At 65.2% G+C, this 16633-nt stretch carries 15 protein-coding genes; 2 read left to right on the plus strand and 13 right to left on the minus strand.

Annotated elements, in window-relative coordinates; translation table 11 throughout:
• Positions 1-168 precede the first annotated feature (168 nt).
• Complete coding sequence (gene ligD / locus ACU5AX_RS20030; RefSeq protein WP_242121827.1) at positions 169-1212, plus strand: non-homologous end-joining DNA ligase; 1044 nt, start codon at positions 169-171, stop codon at positions 1210-1212.
• Positions 1213-1695: 483 nt separating this feature from the next.
• Here ligD and ACU5AX_RS20035 read toward each other — a convergent pair whose 3' ends face one another.
• The 10 genes from ACU5AX_RS20035 to ACU5AX_RS20080 form a co-directional block, all read right to left on the minus strand.
• Positions 1696-2529, minus strand: coding sequence for a CsgG/HfaB family protein (locus tag ACU5AX_RS20035; RefSeq protein ID WP_446692288.1), 834 nt, complete (start codon positions 2527-2529; stop codon positions 1696-1698).
• Positions 2522-2866 (minus strand): hypothetical protein, encoded by a 345-nt coding sequence (locus ACU5AX_RS20040; protein ID WP_242121825.1) that lies wholly within the window; start codon positions 2864-2866, stop codon positions 2522-2524. Before ACU5AX_RS20040 ends, ACU5AX_RS20035 begins: the two co-directional genes overlap by 8 nt.
• A gap of 20 nt (positions 2867-2886) precedes the next feature.
• On the minus strand, positions 2887-3093 hold the full coding sequence (locus ACU5AX_RS20045; protein ID WP_242121824.1) for a hypothetical protein: 207 nt from the start codon (positions 3091-3093) through the stop codon (positions 2887-2889).
• A complete protein-coding gene (locus ACU5AX_RS20050; protein ID WP_242121823.1) occupies positions 3090-3641 on the minus strand; it encodes a DUF2726 domain-containing protein in 552 nt (183 codons plus the stop codon). Before ACU5AX_RS20050 ends, ACU5AX_RS20045 begins: the two co-directional genes overlap by 4 nt.
• Positions 3638-4420 carry a hypothetical protein gene (locus ACU5AX_RS20055; protein WP_242121822.1) on the minus strand — a complete coding sequence of 261 codons (783 nt, stop codon included), beginning with the start codon at positions 4418-4420 and terminating at the stop codon, positions 3638-3640. Before ACU5AX_RS20055 ends, ACU5AX_RS20050 begins: the two co-directional genes overlap by 4 nt.
• A gap of 15 nt (positions 4421-4435) precedes the next feature.
• Positions 4436-5182, minus strand: a complete 747-nt coding sequence (locus ACU5AX_RS20060) for a type IV secretion system DNA-binding domain-containing protein (protein ID WP_446692289.1) — start codon at positions 5180-5182, stop codon at positions 4436-4438.
• Positions 5183-5491: 309 nt separating this feature from the next.
• A complete protein-coding gene (locus ACU5AX_RS20065; RefSeq protein ID WP_446692290.1) occupies positions 5492-5737 on the minus strand; it encodes a hypothetical protein in 246 nt (81 codons plus the stop codon).
• On the minus strand, positions 5734-8805 hold the full coding sequence (gene mobF / locus ACU5AX_RS20070) for a MobF family relaxase (RefSeq protein ID WP_446692291.1): 3072 nt from the start codon (positions 8803-8805) through the stop codon (positions 5734-5736). Before mobF ends, ACU5AX_RS20065 begins: the two co-directional genes overlap by 4 nt.
• 3 nt (positions 8806-8808) lie before the next feature.
• Positions 8809-11292 (minus strand): type IV secretion system DNA-binding domain-containing protein, encoded by a 2484-nt coding sequence (locus tag ACU5AX_RS20075; protein ID WP_446692292.1) that lies wholly within the window; start codon positions 11290-11292, stop codon positions 8809-8811.
• Positions 11285-11575, minus strand: coding sequence for a hypothetical protein (locus ACU5AX_RS20080; RefSeq protein WP_242121817.1), 291 nt, complete (start codon positions 11573-11575; stop codon positions 11285-11287). The genes ACU5AX_RS20075 and ACU5AX_RS20080 overlap by 8 nt, the downstream gene beginning before the upstream one ends.
• 546 nt (positions 11576-12121) lie before the next feature.
• Here ACU5AX_RS20080 and ACU5AX_RS20085 point away from each other — a divergent pair.
• A complete protein-coding gene (locus ACU5AX_RS20085; RefSeq protein WP_242121816.1) occupies positions 12122-12340 on the plus strand; it encodes a hypothetical protein in 219 nt (72 codons plus the stop codon).
• Positions 12341-12540: 200 nt separating this feature from the next.
• Here the strand turns inward: ACU5AX_RS20085 and ACU5AX_RS20090 are convergent, their stop codons facing one another.
• The 3 genes from ACU5AX_RS20090 to ACU5AX_RS20100 all read right to left on the minus strand — a co-directional run bounded on the left by ACU5AX_RS20090 (position 12541) and on the right by ACU5AX_RS20100 (position 16497).
• A complete protein-coding gene (locus ACU5AX_RS20090) occupies positions 12541-13095 on the minus strand; it encodes a hypothetical protein (protein ID WP_446692293.1) in 555 nt (184 codons plus the stop codon).
• Between the two features lie 764 nt (positions 13096-13859).
• Positions 13860-14870, minus strand: coding sequence for a DUF2493 domain-containing protein (locus tag ACU5AX_RS20095; RefSeq protein ID WP_446692294.1), 1011 nt, complete (start codon positions 14868-14870; stop codon positions 13860-13862).
• Positions 14871-16029: 1159 nt separating this feature from the next.
• Positions 16030-16497, minus strand: coding sequence for a DUF736 domain-containing protein (locus ACU5AX_RS20100; RefSeq protein WP_446692295.1), 468 nt, complete (start codon positions 16495-16497; stop codon positions 16030-16032).
• Between the last annotated feature and the right edge of the window lie 136 nt (positions 16498-16633).

The raw sequence follows: 16633 nt of genomic DNA on the forward strand, positions 1-16633 counted from the left end.
CGCCTACGCTGTACGGCATGTCGGCGCAGGGGCCATGCTACCGTTACGCCGGTTCCTATCATCAGGCGCTGAGCGTCTGCTCCCAGGTTCGGAACGACTCCGCGCAGCAAACGATTCTCGTGGGTGAAGCGAAGTCGAGCGCCTTCTATCCGGGAAGAGCTGAACGCCTTGCCCGTCGTCGCGCCGGACGTGCCGGAAGCGATGCACTTCATCTCCTGCCCCGAGTGCGGCCAGGCGATCGATTGCCGCAATCTCGGCGATGTGCTCCACCATGATGAGCCCGGCCATGACCCGTTGCCGCCGGAAGCTCGCAGCGGCCCTCCCCTTGGTTTTGTCGAGCCAATGCTTCCGACGCTGGTCGAGGTCGCGCCGGACGGCGACGATTGGATCCATGAGATCAAGTATGACGGCTACCGAACCCAGCTGGTGATCGATGGGCCGGAGATCCGCGCCTTCACGCGTAACGGCCATGATTGGTCAGAGCGCTACACGCCCCTGGTCGCCGCTGCCGACGCCCTCTCCTGCCGACGGGCGATCATCGATGGCGAGGTGATCGTCCAGGATGAGTCCGGTCGTAGTGACTTCGACGCTCTCCGGTCTGCGATCGGCCGGGCCCCCGAGCGTCTGATTTTCATCGCGTTCGACATTCTGCACCTCGACGGCACGAACCTAAGGCCGCTGGCCGTCGAGCAGCGACGTGATCGCCTCGAGGAGTTGATTGGAGGCTTCGACCCCTCGAGCCCGATCCATTTCAGCGCCGACGTGCGCGGCGGAGGTCGAGCATTCTTCGACGCGGTTGACGGGATGGGATTGGAGGGGATCGTCTCAAAGAAGCGCGGATCTCGCTACCAGAGCGGCCGAAGCAAGAGTTGGCTCAAGATCAAGGCGTGGACGGAGGAGGAGTTCGTCGTGGTCGGCACCGAGGCGACGCCTGGAGAGCCGGTTTCCGCCCTCCTGGCGCGAGATACGGCCGACGGGCTGGAATATGCTGGCGGCGCCGCTGTGACGCTTCCGAGCGATACGCGGGAGGTGTTCTATGCCGCGGCCGAGCAGCTCACCCGCGATCGGCCACTGGCGGGCATGCCGCGTTCAAAAAAGGCGCGCTGGATCGAGCCGCTCATGCGGGTTCGCGTTCGCCATTTGAAAGGGAGCGACAAGGTGCGTCATGCGTCGCTGGTCGACGTGACGGAGCTCTGCGGGGTCCGACGCTGACCCTTGTCGTTAGGTCAGGCGGTGTAAGCAACTATCCCGATCGCCGCCACGAAGCAGCCTGCCAGGCCAAAGAGGATCGTCGCAATTCCTAGCGCCCGTGCGCCTCGCCCCAAGCGAACCCGGCCAAAGGTGCGATTAACCCCCGTTCGAACCGATAGATACCCATCGGCAACGTCGCTCGCACCAAAGAGAGCCAGCGGAAACGCGATCGCGGCAATGATGTGGCGTGGACTGTCGCCGGCTGCGAGAACGACTGCCATTGCAAGAAGCGCAAGAACGGCCGCGGTCGCGTGGACCGCGGCGTAGAGTGGGATGATGCGGAACCGACGTCCGCGTAGGAGGCTGCGGTAGATCGCGAGCGGCCGTTGGCACCGCTCGCAGTGATGCACCCGCTTCCCGGGCGTCCAGGGCAACATGCCGTTGGAGCAGTATGGGCACCGGGTGAGCCTGAAGCGATCCATCATATTCACGGCCGAGCCATCCCTATTTGCCGGGAGCTGCAGAGACGATCGACGCGGCTGGCGCCGTCGCCACACCGCCGGGAACAGGAGACGCCTGCGGCGGTGTCTTCAACCGAGCCTGTAGCCTTGGCTGCGCATCGGCGATCAGCTTGCGGTACGCGTCGAGCATCGCAAGCGAGGTGATCTTGCCGATGTCCGTGGATCCGTAGGTGCCCCCGAGCGCGCCAACGCCGAGGCCCAGAAGCAGACCGCCTCCGACCACGCCGAGGTCCTTCTTCCGGGCCGAGCCGCTGGCGACCGCCTCCTGAATGCCCGTGTCGACGCTTACCAGCGTGAGGAGCACCTGAGATTCGAGCGTCTTGGACTTGAGCCCGACGGCGCCTCCGAAGACGCCTCCTACACCGCCACCAGATTCGCGGGACTTGGCGTCGGAATATACGACCTGGACCTGCAGCAAGTAGTCCGCCTTCGTGACCGGGCGCGCTGTCCCGCCGGCGAGTGCGCGCTCGCGCTCCAAGGCGTCGAAGGCAGCCCCTCTGTCCGCAACAGAAAAGCAGCCTGAGCGTGCCGCCATCAGCTTGACCAGCGGCAGCGGATCGACCTTGGCCGTGCTGCCGCCGTTCTGCATCTCCGCCATGCGCATCAGCGCCTGAAGCTGGGGTGAAAGGTTGTCAGTCGCGCTGGCCGCTTTCTGCTCGACCAGTGCGGCAACCCCCAAGGGAGCGCTGCAATGCGGCAGGTCGGTCGCCTCGTCGACGCCGGTGCCGCCCTGGCCGAGCTTCTGAGCTGCGACAGTGGAAGGGGTGACGGCCGCGAGCGCGGCCGTCGCAACGAGAATGGCGGCGCGATTAAGCACCAGCCTTGCCCGCCTTTTTCGCGATGCCGTGCTTCGTCGGATCGCAGATTCCGGCCGCTTTCTCGGCCGCAGTGACGACCGGTTTGGCCTTGTCGCAGTCGGCGCAATCGGCGCAGTCAGGACAATCCTTGCAATCGCCCTTCGCATGCGCAGCCGCATGCGCTTTGTAATGCGCTTTCTTCAGGCTGGCTTGGTTGGCAGCGTCGGGGCCACCCGTCTCGCCAGCGAAGCTTGCCATGGCGAGAAGAACCGGGCTGGCGGGAGCGGCGCTGGCCACTGCGGGCATGCCGATTGCAAGGGCGACAGCCCCCAGCGCGGCGAAACGTCGTAGCATCATGGTCGTGTATCCTTCCCTGCTTAGAAGAAACCGTTGCGACGGCCGTCGCGACGGTCATTGTGGCGGCTGCCACTGTCCCCGAGGGCCGAACGTCGGACCTCGAGCTCCACGCCGTCACCTTTGCGGGTGATACGGACGTCTTGTGGGGCTAGGTTGTTACGCTTAGCCCAGCGATCGGCGTCGGCCTCCGAGCCGAACTCGCCCATCTCATCGAACTGCCAAGTCATGCGGTCACCTCGCGCTGCTTTGCCCCATCCCCACGCGTCTGAGGGGCGCTGGTGTTGTCGGTTCCTGCGTGGTCGGAGAGGGCGGCCAGCACGACGTCGCGGACGCCGGCGGCCGATGGCCTGCGCGTGTCGGGCAGGCGGATGGTCTTGTAACCGGCCGAGCCGGTGATCGCGTCCCGCTTGGCGCGCTCGCCGGCGTCCGAACTGCGATTGCCTTGCTCAACCAGGGCGAGAATCTGACCGGATGCTCTGTCCTCGAGGACAAAGTCGACGATCTTCTGCGAAAATCGGCCGCGGACGGACATGCGCTCGCGCTGGGAAAGCCCCGCGCGCGTCTTGATGATCGCGCCCAGTGCTATCTTCGCGTGAACCCGCGCAGCGGGCAGTGCCTCTTCCAGCATGGCGATGACCTGGCGCTCGGTCGCGGTCATGAGAGGCTTAGGCTCGACCGGGAACTTGGCCGCCCTGCCTGGCTTCATGTTCACAAGCCCAAGCACGATGAACAGGAGAACGGCTCCGATCAGGAGCACGGGCACGAGACCATTCATTGCAAGGGCTCCGGGTTGGTGATCATGGGACGGGTATGGAGGTTACCGTCTGGACGCCGGCGAAGGTCGATCCCGTGCCCGCCGTATTTCGGGAAGGTCAGAAGCTTTATGACCGTCTCGAACTGCGTGTTCGGTCCGAAAAACTCTTTCGGCCCGTGCCACTTTCGACCTTCTACGATGCGCATTCGATACGTGCCGCGAGGAGCAGGCACCTCGACCCGATCATTACCGGCAACGTAAACAGAGAGGACGTGGTCGTCTGTGTCCGGGTCGAAGAGCTGCACCACAGCATTGGCGTCGCTCGTCTGTACCGTTAGGTGGCTCGTCACCCGCTTCATCGAGAGATTCTTGGCAACTTCGACGCTGCCCGACTCCGGGAAGGGAATGCTTGACCGGAAATCGGGCAACCAGCCGCCCCTCTTGGCATCGCCGAACATCGGAATGGCGTATGTCAGAAGGCACAGGACCGGGATCGCCAACCGCAAGGAGCGTACCCACTGCCGAGATTTTACGGGGCGGCGACGATACCGCCCGCGCTGGTAATCGTGCCCGCGGTTCTTCGCCTCAAACCAACCGCCTCCTGATCCTCCTGCGAAGCGATCCTTGCCGATCCAGCTGGCGCTGCCCAGCGGCACCTCAGGCTTTGGGACCGCTTTCTTGTATCCTGGCGGATCATGCTCGACCCGTACCTTTTTGTCGTTCCAGCGTACTCCGCCATTCCCGGCGCCCTGGCGCTGTCGGTATCGGTCGCGCATGTAGTCGCGATCATCCAAGCCCATTGCCGCCCCCCAGCTTTATGCAACGCGGGCTTGGTCAACGTGATGTCGGCCCAGGGCCCTCACCACGTCGACCCGCGCCAGCATGGCATGGTCGCATACTGCCGCGATGGCGGCGTGAGCCTCACGGGAAGCCTGATCGAGGGGCTCGCCCGCACGCACGAAGAGGATCGACGACGCCGGCCCCTGGAACCAGCGGCCTACCGACACGAGTGGCATGCGCGGATCACGAGGGCGAACCCGGTCAATTCCGTTGAGAACCGTCGCGCGCACGGTTTCTGCCCAACGTCGCGCTTGCTCCTCGTGGGGATCGTAGCCGGCCTGAACGGCAATCTGTTCGGCCGTGAGGCCCCTTACCGCTTCCCGGAGCTGAGCAAGTGAAGCGCCGGGCTGATCGGCCAGCGCCTGGATTTGCCAGAGAAGCACGAAGCGGGCAGCATAGAACCACGCAGCATGCCGCTGGTCCGTGGTCGGCACGAAGCTCTCTACGGCGCTCGATAGAGCGTACTCGCTCGGATGGTCTGCGAAGAAGTCCCAGGTGCCACGCGCAGGATCGATCAGCTGGTCGCGTTCGGTATCGGCGTGAGCCGCGATCAGTCCATTGTCGGTGTCGATGATGACCAGGCGGTTGCCACCACCTTGGCGGACACCGTCGATCAGGTCACCCAGAAGGACGCTGTCGAAGTCTGCTTCCCCGACGATGGTCAGGGTCGGCCGCGCGGGCTCCGGCGCACGCCGGAACCGGAAAGGATACTCAATTCTCATTTGAACGCTCCGCTGCTGACGGGACGAATGTGCCACCCTCGGTCTGGAGACTGGCGCTGACGATGCCGCAGGCGACTGCCCACCCGAGCGTGAGAAGGCCCGTGGAAGCTGCCAGGAGCCCCAGGAGACGGCGCGGCGACCTTCGGGGCACCGGACGCCCTGCAAGGCCCCGACGCCGTTCCAGCGGGCCGCTATCAGCCCGCCACGGGGGTGCCGTATCCATCTCGATTGCGTCTGTTGGAGGACGGTCAAGACGCGTGGTGCGCTGTCGGCCATCGGTCGCTCGCATGTAAGGGCGATCGCCGAGGCTCATGCTGGGATCGCCCGTGTCGGCGCCGCTTGCTTACGGGCGAGCGCCCGCTCGATCGGCCGGACAACCGAGAACAGGACCGCGTACACCGCGCAGAATGACAGCACGTCTGCGCCCCACGCCATCGCGTGCTGGTGGCGCATGTCGGCTCGGCATTGCGCGATGGTGTGCGTCCCGAGGTCGCAGGGATGCCAGTGCTTGGCGGTGATGACCTGCTCCCAGGTCGGCGTGGCGTGCATGGTCATAGCTCCAGTCCGATGTCCTTTTCGGGGAAGGGAAGTTCGGGGCCCTTGGGCTCGACGTTCACGCGGATGCTGGTGAGGTCGAGCGACGGGTTGTTGCGGAGGTCCGGCTTTGCGGGGCCGTTCTCGCCAGCTTTGTCGGGGGCGGTGCCGCCCAGCTTCTCCGGTCCTCGATCGAGGTCGGGCGGGAGCACCGGGTTGAAGGGTACGTCTGTGCCGCCTTTCGGGGGAGGTCCGCTCGTGCTTTGACGCCCTGGATCGACCTGCAGCTCGCCGGTGGTTTCCAGCGAGGAGGTCTTGTTGCCCTCGTTCCGCTCGATCGCGTCGGTCAGCTTTTCCTTGTTGTCCGTGAACAGGATCATGTCGTCCCGCGCGCGGGTGACGAGCACGTTGAAGAGCCGTTGGTTGGAAAGATTACTCTCCTTGTGGCTCATCACGCCGACTTCGTTCGGGATCGAGATGCCCTGCGCGGCGTGAGCATTCAGCGCGTAGGCGAGACTGATCCGCTCCATCATCGGGTCGCCGGTCTTCAATTCGTGGATCTTGCCGTCGAGGCCTTCGACCTTGATCCCGTCCTTGTCGGCCGAGAGGACCTTGGCGATCTCGTTGTTGTTGAGCCCCCGCTCCTTGTCGTTTTTGGTCCAGCGGATCTTGTCGCCCTCATAGAGCTTGATCTCCTCGCGCTTGGCGAGCTGGATCGGGTCGGTCTGGTCGAGCGGGGAGAGCCGCTGCGGGTCGAAGGTGTGAACCTTGCTGCCGATCTGGACCTGGACGCGGCCCTTGGCGTCGACCCCCAGCACGTCGAACGTGCCGGCTGGGAGGCGGAGCTCGCGAACGGCACGGTGCAGGTCGAGGACCTGGCCCTTCTCGTAGAACTGAGCGTAGCGCAGTTGCTCGCGTGCGATGTTGACCTTGTCGAGGACGCCGACGGCGACACCCTCGCCCTTCAGCGTTCCCTCGGCCGCAAGGCCCTCCTGAATGCGGATATTGATCTCGGCACGGGCGACCCGGCCGGATGAGAACATCGCCGTGATCTCCCGCTGCTCGGGAGAGAGCTTCAGCCAGTATTCGGACGCCGCTTTTGCGACCTCGGGGTTCGCGATCACCTTGTCGCCAAGCACCGCCATCGCCTCCCGAACCGCGCCGCGGTTGGAGAGAGCGGCGACGGTTCGCAGCTGCTCGGTGCGTTGGCGCAGATTCTCGTCCATGCGGGCCATCGTCACGCCGCCCTCTTGGATGACCGAGAAAGCCTTGCCCGCGTCGACTGCTGCAATCTGCTGTCTGTCGCCGATCTCGGCGAGTTGCCCGCCAAGGCTGTTCACGATCCCGGTCAGGTGCTTCATCTGATCGTTGCCGATCATCGACGCCTCGTCGAGGAACAGCAGGGCACCGGCGAGTGGTCCACGGGCAGGGTCGCTTCCTGCTCCCTGCGCCGCCAGTCCTGCGCGCGCGTAGGTGTTGATGAAGGACGATACCGTGCGACTTTCGATGCCGGTCTCCTGCCCCAGCCGGTCGGCCGTTACCTTCATCACCGCGAGGCCGATGACCTTGCGTCCCTCCTGCTCGGCCACCCGGGCGACGGCTGACAACATGGTCGACTTGCCGGCGCCCGACACGCCCTGGACAGCGACGATGCTGTCACCGGTTGTCAGGATCATGGTGGCGGCCGCCATCTGGCCCGCGTTGAGCTTCATGTCGCCCGATGCCGCATTGATCCGGTCGAGCACCGTGTCGGCCGAGACGATCGGCGTAAGGGTATTCTTGCCTCGCTCTACGTCGGCGAGGATGCCGCGCTCGGTAGCAAGGGCCTGGGGCGTGGTGACGTGGGTGACGACGCCGTCGATTCGATCGTTCTTGCCCGGGATCAGCTTCTCGTCGCGAATGAGCTGCGAGACTCGCGTGTCGATCTGGGAGGCAGTGACGCCCTTCAAGCCGAGGTTGAGCGCTGTCTGGGTAACGTCTGGGATCGAAAACGCTGCTTCGCGCTGAGCGTGGATCCGGATCGCGGACGCGACGGCATGCTGCGCACGCATCTCGACGGCCGAGATCCGAAGCCGCTCGAGCCCGCTGCTGATCAGCGGATCCTTGGGGGCGAACATGTCACCAAGCGCACTCGCGATGCCGGCGATAGTCTCGCGTGCGCGCTCGAGCGTCTGAGGTCGTGTCTCCTCCCTCGCGCCGCCCGCGCGAGCCTCGGCAGCGGCGACCAGTGCCTTGCCGTCGAAGCCGATCGCTTTTGCGCGCTCGCGCCACTCCGCCCGGAGGGCGCCGCGATCCTGGACATTCAGCTTCGCATCGCGCGAGTTCTTGGTGACGCTACGAAGCCCTTCCGGGGAGGTGATCTCCAGCTTCTCGGCACGCGAGAGGATCTCTTGCCGGCGCTGACTGAAGGTGTCGATCGCCTCCCGCGACACGCCATTGATCTCGAATTGACCATGCTTGCCGGTGACGGATGTCTCGTAGCCGATCTTCGCCAGCTCGGCCCGGAACTGGGCATGGTAGGCGGCGCCGATCGTGGTGTTGTTCTTCCAGAGCTGACCGTTGTGAAGCGCCTGCCATGCTCCGTTCGCCATCTTGGTCATGTTGGCGACGAGGACGTGGATGTGCCCTTGCGGATCGAGCGCACGGCTCGTGTCGTGCTGGAACATCGCGTAGACCAGGTTGCCGGTCCGCACGGGCTCGCCGGACTTGGTCCGCTCGTAGGTGCGGCCTTCGGCGAACTTCTGCTCGACCCAGGCCATGGTGTTCTTGACCGCGGTCATGTGCGCCGCGAGCACCCGCTCGTCCCCGGCGACATAGGCGAGGATGCTGGCCGATTTCGGCATGGAGAAGGTCAGGTCGACACCCGACTGCCGGTTCTGAACCTGACCGACCTTCTCGCCGCTCGGCATCTCACCGTTGAGGATTTTCTCGAAAGCCTCCTTGGTCACCTCGCCTTTCAGTCCGATCTCGGCGGCGCCGACTCCTTCCCAGGCGGTCGCCTCCGACGAATGCTCGGCGGTGTAATAATCGTCCTTGGCGAAGTAATTCGCCGCGCCGGACGCGGATTTGATCGAGGCGACGGACAGCACGGATCAGTCCCCCATGCCGTAGCCATCATCGATGCCGTGGTCGTGATCGTGACCATGTCCGTGATGATGCTCAGCGCGTGGATCCACCGCGATACCGTCGCGCAGCTCGCGGATGACCTGGTCTTCCTGACGATCCTGGCTGTGGCTGTCCCCCGCTCGGGCGACGCTCTTGCTGGCGCTCTCAGAGCGGGACTGGTCGCCCATGTCCGGACCGCTGCGGGCCCCCAGCGTCGACGTCCCCATGCCGCCCATAGTCGCGTCCACTCTGCCCATTCCGACAGGTGCCGTTGCCGTCGCATTGTTCGATTGTGAGGGCGTCGCGCCGGGCTTTCCGTCCGCGACCACAGGCTGATCGGCAGACGCGCCGGGGGCGGTCGACGTCTGGAGGACTACCGGCTGACCCTGGTTGATCTCGATAGCCGAAGCGGCCTGCTCCGCCTCGCTCTTCCCTCGCTGTGGCTCAGGCTTCTCAAGCACTGGCTCCGCGCCATTAACCGGTCGGTTGGGCACATGCTCGGTGCCTCCCTCGCCACCCTCTTCCGCGCGTTTGGCTCTGCGACGCCGGTCCTCCGGCGAAACATATTCCGTGGCCTTGAACTCCGGTCGAGGCTCAAAACCAACCGCCACTTCCGGGTAGCTCTTCCACTTGAGCTCGACCCGGGTCGCCGGGAAACCGTCGGGGAACTTCACGAAGCCGTGAAGCGACGGAAGGTTGTTGATGTCATCGGGGATGACCAGGGGTTCGATCGCCTTGCGAGGTGTCAGCGTCGAGGCATCCCGGGTGTTGTTGTAGCCGTAGCTATAGGCCTCATCCATTTGCCGAACCTCGCGGCTACCGATGAACTCCGAGCATTTCTCGGCGGTGGTCCGGTCGGCCGTGGCGAGGATCAGCTTGGTACGGGCAAGGCCGGTAAGCGCCGTCGCGTTCTGAAGGCCGTAGGTCGACACCAGCTTGTCAAATGAGTGGATGCCGAGGACGAAGGCACCGCCATAGTTTCGCGCGCTCTGCAGGCCATGCTCGATCGCCGGCAAGGCGTGCAGTGCATGAACCTCGTCGAACAGATACCAGGTCCGCAGGTCGCGGGTCTTTGGCAGGCGCATGAGGTTGTTGACCGCGAGGTCCATCCAGAGCGTGAACAGGCCGCGCGTCAGCTCCAGGTCGTTGTAGCTGCCGGTGATGAACATGATCGACCCATCACGGTGGTTGGCCGAAATCCAGTCGCGGATTGAGAACGCGGGCGGACCGCCCGGAACCGGGTCCGGCATGAAGCGCAGGGCCTGCCCGTTGACGTTCAGAACCGACCGGATCGACTCTGCCATTCGGGCCGCTTTCTCGGTCGTCAGCGGCCCAGCGACGGTGTCCTCCAGCTTGGAATGGATCGACTTCAAATCCGCCTGCATCAGGTGGTGAGCGATGGCCGCGTTGTTGGTCTCGCCGATCTCCTGAAGCTTGATGCACATCTCGATGAAGAGCATGCGCGCGGCGTTCTGCCAGAAGGGTTCCTTATCGTCCGGGTGGGATGGGATCAGCGCGGCTGCGGCTGACACGAAGTCGGCATAGTTCCGGCACTCATCGAAGAGCGTCCAAGGGGCACAGCGCTTGTCCATCGGGTTCAGAACGACGTCCGTCTCCGGGTTGTAGAAGGCCTCCATGAAGGCGCCCGTGAGGTCGAAGATAACGGCCCGATGGCGACGCTTGCGAAGCTGGGTAACGAGCGATCGCAGCTGGGTTGTCTTACCCGTACCGGTGGTGCCGATCATCATGGTGTGGCTCTGCTCAAGCCGCCACGGATAGGGGATGCCGGCGATCGAGTAGGGCGTATGGATCCCCAACTCGACGCGGTCCGGAAGGCTCAGCTGGGATACGGATGCCGCGTTTCTCGGCGGGTTGCCGGAACAGCATTCCTGGCTGAACTGGTCCTGGTTATGAGCCTTGATCTCGCGGAGCAGGATGGGTCGTTCGACGAGCATGGCGCCGCGCTCGTGGCGCTCCTTGAGGATGTCGCTACCGCGCTTGTTCGCGAAGGTGATGAACCACATGATGATCGGGGCGGCGACGATCGTGGAGATCACCAGCGTCGCCCAGATGATCCGCCATGTCTTGGTCCACGCAGCGTCGACGGCCGGGTGATAGGGAACGTAGCCCATCGGGATATGGACCATCTTCCCGCTCGGGAGAGTAAGGTTGATGAGGTGGTACTTATCGGCTCCGACCCACGTCCAAACAGTCGAGTAGACCCGCATGAGATCGAGCTGAAACTCGTGCTCCTCGAGGCCAAGCCAGATGAAGATATTGAAGATGACGACGGCTGCGCCAACCCAGATCCAGAGCGGGATTTTGATGCCCGCCCAGGTCATCTGATACTGGTGGGAAAGGAGCTGCGATCCGCGTGTGAAGTTGTCGGCGTTGCGGGTGATCCGACCCCTCGCGGAGTGGTGCTGGATCGTGGCGGCCTGGCCGCTGAAGCGGATGTCGCCCTTACGCATGGTAGGTCGCCAGACGCTGCTTCGCAGCTTCGAGCAGCTCGCCCACGACGTCGCCGTGATCGCGGGTGATAATCACGTCGATGGCTGCCTGCATGTACTCCAAGAGGAGCACCGCGCGGGTGACATTGAAGGTGTGTCCGGCGTCGGCAAACCGGATGCCCATGGCTATCGCGGAGCGAGCCGCCTGAGCCCGGGTATAGCCTTGTCGGTCAGCGAGCTTCCCTAGCAGGTCCCAGTCGGCGCCGCTGAGGCGCACGGTGAGAATCCGTTGCTGATCTATCATGTCCAGTCCTCGACGATGGCGAGGGCTGGTGGGGATTTCGCACGGCCATAATCCGCGTTTTCTAGGCGGGACGCAAGCGCAATTCGGTATCCGGGCGGATACATGAAAAATGATGCGAAAACAGCGGCTTGGGCGACTTTGGGCCGCACGTATTCACCCGGATACACGTATCCGCCCGGATACACCGTTAGTTATCAGGCACTTACACCTGCGGTCGCCGCATACGGTGTGCAATTCCTAGGGACTGTCTCTGTCGTTCTGGCTCCTGTTCGTAGGGTTAGCATTGAGCGAGGTCGGGTCACCGGCAGAGCACCGCGCCGCAGGCCGTCAATGAACCCCTGGCGAAAGGATGGCGGAGCGATCCCGCCCCAAACGGACCCGGCTGCAAGCCCGGGTCCGTTCCCTCAATCGATGGTCCGGCGAAGCTCGGACCAGGTCCAGTCTTGACCGGTCGATCTGGTCCCGCGCTGTAGCCTATTGTCGGGTCATCCCCGGGCTGGCATCGTGGTCGATGGAGGCGTCATCAACGCAAGGATCGATCGAGCCATGGCACTGAGTATCGAGCAGGAACGTCAGCAGCTGGAAGCCGAGGAACAGAGGCTTGCCGACCGTCGAAAGAAGCTCATCGAACGGGAGCGCTCCGAGCGTCTCAAGCTGGTCGAACAGTCGGGCTTGCTGAAGGCCGATGGTGCCCGGTTCGAGGCCGTCATGAAGGCCCTCAAGACACTCGGAATCGAAGAAGCCGAGAAGCGTCTGACCGCCTGATCGAAGGCACTACCCAGACTGCGCGACGCGGGCCTGAAGGCCTTCCAGCAAAAAAAGGGGAGCGGCCCGAAAGGCCCTCCCCTTCTCGCATCCGAGAATGTGCGGGTGAGCTGCTCGACTGGTGACCCAGCAAGCAGAGAAAAGGGGAGCACCGGCGTAAGCCGATGCTCCCCATGACCCGTCATCTTGGGGTGGAGGCATTATCCCCAAATGACGTGTACCTCGTCCTCGGTGCGGTCGAGGGTTGCGAGTCTTTCGAGCTGGTCGGCGTAGTGGCCGAGCCCGCCCCTCGTGATACGCTCCCGGACGGTTGGATCAGCCACCATCGAGCGGAGATCGGTAATCGGGATTTTGCCGCACGTGTCGCGGTCCACGCCCAACGCATCGAGCAGGGCGTCAGCGTTCGCGTTGGAGAGGTCCATCGAGGTTGACCCGTCGAGGGACCGAGCAACGCCCATCATCACGTCGCCCTTGGCATCGACGCGCCAGAATCGGATGTTGAGCCCGCGAAACTGAGCTTCTTCGATAACCGCGATCACGCCGGGATCGTGGTCGAACAATGCGCAGATGCTGGCGAGGGACCAAGGACAGACGCGGGCCTCGAAGTTGTAGGCGAGGAACTCGTCACCCTCGTCGCCGAAGTGTTCGCCGCGCTCGCGCGCGAACGCCCGGAAGGCGGCGAGATGGCGTACGCTGACCGCGACTGCTGAAACCAATGCTGGGGCGGAAACCGAGGCGGTGAAGCTGATGGACATGCTGGGCACTCCCTGTCTGACACGCTCGCTCAATCCTCCTGTCCTCTCGCGGTGGTACGCAGCGCGTAGTCGTTCCGGCCGGCCCGTCAGGGCCGGGGTCGACCTGAAGTCATAGTGCGTCGATCGGCACGTGCGAGGCGTAGCGAGTGGGCGACCCGAAGGGGTCGCCACGACGCGAGCGAGCCGTGCCGATGCCCGGCAGTCCGGCCGCATGGGCGAGGCGTAGCAAGCCGGTCATCCCGCAGGGGATGACCGCGATGCGAGCGAGGCCATGCGGGCCGCTATCGAGCGCGTCGCTGCACGTGCGAGGCGTAGCGAGTGGGCGTCCCGGAGGGGTCGTCACGACGCGAGCGAGCTGTGCCGATGCCCGGCAGTCCGGTCGCGTGGGCGAGGCGTAGCAAGCTGGTCATCCCGCAGGGGATGACCGCGATGCGAGCGAGCCCGTGCGGGCCGCTATCGACCGCGTCGCCGGCACGAGCGAGGCGTAGCGAGTAGGCGACCCGCAGGGGTCGCCACGATGCGAGCGAGCCGTGCCTGGCGGCAGGGTGATGAGCGTTGCGGGCGCGCACCGGCGAGGCGTAGCAAGCTGGTCGGCCGCAGGGCCGACCGCGACGCGAGCGAGGCGGTGCGCGCCCGTCATGCGAGGAAGAGCGGAAGCTCAGTCCCACGCGGCGCGATGGGGCTCGATGCCCCGGAGCGCCGCCCCGGCACGACGAAAAAGGCAAGGAGGCTCCGGTTGCCCGGAGCCCCCTGCGGGAGAGTTGTCAGGCCCGACGCGCGGTCGCGACCGGACGCTGCTCGGCGACCCGGAACACGTGGAGCGGGACACCGGCGTTGCGCAGCTTGCGGGCGAAGTCGAGCTGGACGCCCGAGCCCTCGCAGACGATCGCCTCGACCGGGTTGAGGGCGGTGATCCGCTCGTTGCGTACGAACCCGGCGCGGTTGCCGAGGCGGCGGTCCAGACGGAACAGCACTAGCTTCACGTCGCGCGATGCGGCCCATGCAGCGGCGATGGCATCGCAGCCCTTCATCTGGGCGGTGGTCACCAGCACCATGTTCGGGATGCGGCGCTGGATCTGGTCGAGCCGCTCGTACAGGGTCTCGTGGTCGTGCCAGTTGGCGCCACCCGAGAAGGCGACGATCGGGCCGGTCGGGTTGTGCTGCTCGCGCTTCTTGGCGGCGCGGGCTGCGAGGTAGTCGGCGCCCTCGATCATCGAGGCGGTGAGCTTGGAGGACACCTTGCTGCCCCGGGTGGTCGAGAAGGGGCGACCGGTCTCGGCGCGATACACCTCGCCGGCGTGGTCGCGCATGCACTCCAGCGCCTCGCGGCATCCCTCGAGGGTCTGGCAGAGCAGCTGGGTCTCCTCCAGTTCGTTGGCGTAGATCTCGGAGGGATCGAAGGCGCGGGCCATCTCACCGAGCTTCTTGGCGGCGTCGTCCTCCCGGCCCTCGACCCGCTTCGACACCATGTGGAAGGAGTTGACGAAGCCCCATGCGAGGTCGGCGGCGAACTCCTCCATCCGGGTGTCGCGGAACACGTCGAACAGGGTCCGCATCATCAGGTCGACCGCGGCCGCCGCCTGCTCGGGGTCGGGCATGTCCAGCTTCTCGGCGGCGTCGACGATGCTGAGCTTCGCCATCTCGCTGCCCTCGATGAACGACCCCTCGTAGGTGCGCTGCACGCGCTCGTCCGCCCTCGTCTCGTCGGCGATCTGCATCGCGCGGGTGTCAGCCATCGTGCGGGCGAGGTCGGAGAAGTTGCTGAACTTGGTCATGAGAGCCTCCATGAGTTGAAATCTCACCTCTTGGTGAGGTCTCTCACACGGCATGCGGCGGTCAGGGCCGTCAGGGACGTTAACCGGGAAGCCGCGCCTGCTTGCAGGCGTGGACCCCGGTTAACGCTCGCGAGTGGGGGAGCCGATTTTCTCGTGGTCGGCCCGCAGGGTCGGCCGCGTGAAAATTGGGGGCACCGCTCGTCCTTGACGGCTCGCCAACCCCGCATGCCAAACTTGGACTAACAGAAAGATAGATATTTGCGGTGGTACGCCGCCCGGATCGAGCGAGGGCCGGCAGTCGCGCGCCATCAGGCGCGCGGCTGCAAAGCAGCGAGGAAGCGCCCGTATGGGCGCGACCGATGCTGCTGGCGGCCCTCGCGAGACCGGGCGGCGTTCAGCGAGGGATCGTCACCCGTCAGGGCGGAGACCCGCGGCACGCGGGGCTCCGGGAGGCCCGTAGGGCCGACTAGAGCCCGGTCCCGCCCCATAAGGGCGGGCGCCCCTACCCTCTTCCTTCTCCCCTTCTCCAGCCTCGCCAGCGCCAAAACCATCATCGTCGGCGCGCTCCCATCGACTCCAGTCCCCGTAGTCCGGCGGGGCCTCTGGTCCCGGGTCGTCGCGGTCAGCGAAATCGTCCTCGGGCGCGACCTGGCGATCGGTCTCGGCCGTTGCATCGGCGGGATCGACATCGCGCCAGCACGCTGAATCGCAGTGAAGGATCGGGATCTTGCGGTGGATTAGCGGAATGCCGTCGATGAGCAGGGGACGCGTCGCGAGACGCTTGCACGGCTCGTTGCGGCAGTTCCGGAACCCGCAGGGTGCTGCGAGCGGCTCGATGGCGCCGCAGGGCTCGCCGGCATCCGCGGCCGTTTCCGGCTCGGGATCGGGTGGTGGTGTAGGCGGAGCTGGCGGCACCGGATCGGGATCAAAGAGGTCCGATTGCGTGTGCATGGTGATCCTCATGAGCAAGGTGCATTGCACATGCACCGCGGGTTGGGACGCCGAGCGGGGGCACGCGAAAGGGCGGCACGTCAGTGCCGCCCCTTCTTCTTCCTGTTCGGTAGAGTCCGGGCAATACGCTGGTGAGGCTGAGTCCCGTCAGGAACGGAAAAGGGGACCGCCTCGACAGAGGCGATCCCCCTTCTCCGGGCAGGCCCCGTTAGGCGACCGGTTCGACGGGTGCCGTGGTCGCGCCGAGCCCGTCGTCCTGCGTGCCTGCGCCGCCATCGACCGGGCTGCCATCGGCACCGAAGGGCGGTGCCAGATCGTCCTCGCTCTTGACGCCGAGGGCGGCACCGACGTCGCGGCGACGCTGCGCGCGCTGCCACACGATGTTGTACGAGCCGTCGTCCTGGCGGAAGGCCGAGACCTGGAGCGGGGCGGCGAGCGAGGGATCGTCGATGCGGCCGTTGAGGAACGCCTCGCCGGTGTTGTTGGAGGTGAGTTCGAAGAACGCCCCGACCTGCACCCACGTGCGGCCCGGGGTCAGCGCGTGGATCTCGTAGCGCGGTGCGCGCGGGTTGCTGGACTGCACCGGCTTCAGCGCGATCGTCATCGCCACTGCCAGCGTCGAGATGCGGCCCATGAAGATGCCCGCGTCGTTCTGCTTGATCGAACCGATGTTCATGATGTCGTCTCCTGATCGTCTTCGGACCCCTTGTCCTCGACACCACTCTCCATCCCTCTCTCCTCCTCGGCCCCCTTCAGGGCCGAGCAGGGCGCGTCAGCGCCCACTCATCGGCGCGCTCTTCGCGCGGCGATGG

This window comes from Sphingomonas benefaciens (genome assembly GCF_052907485.1).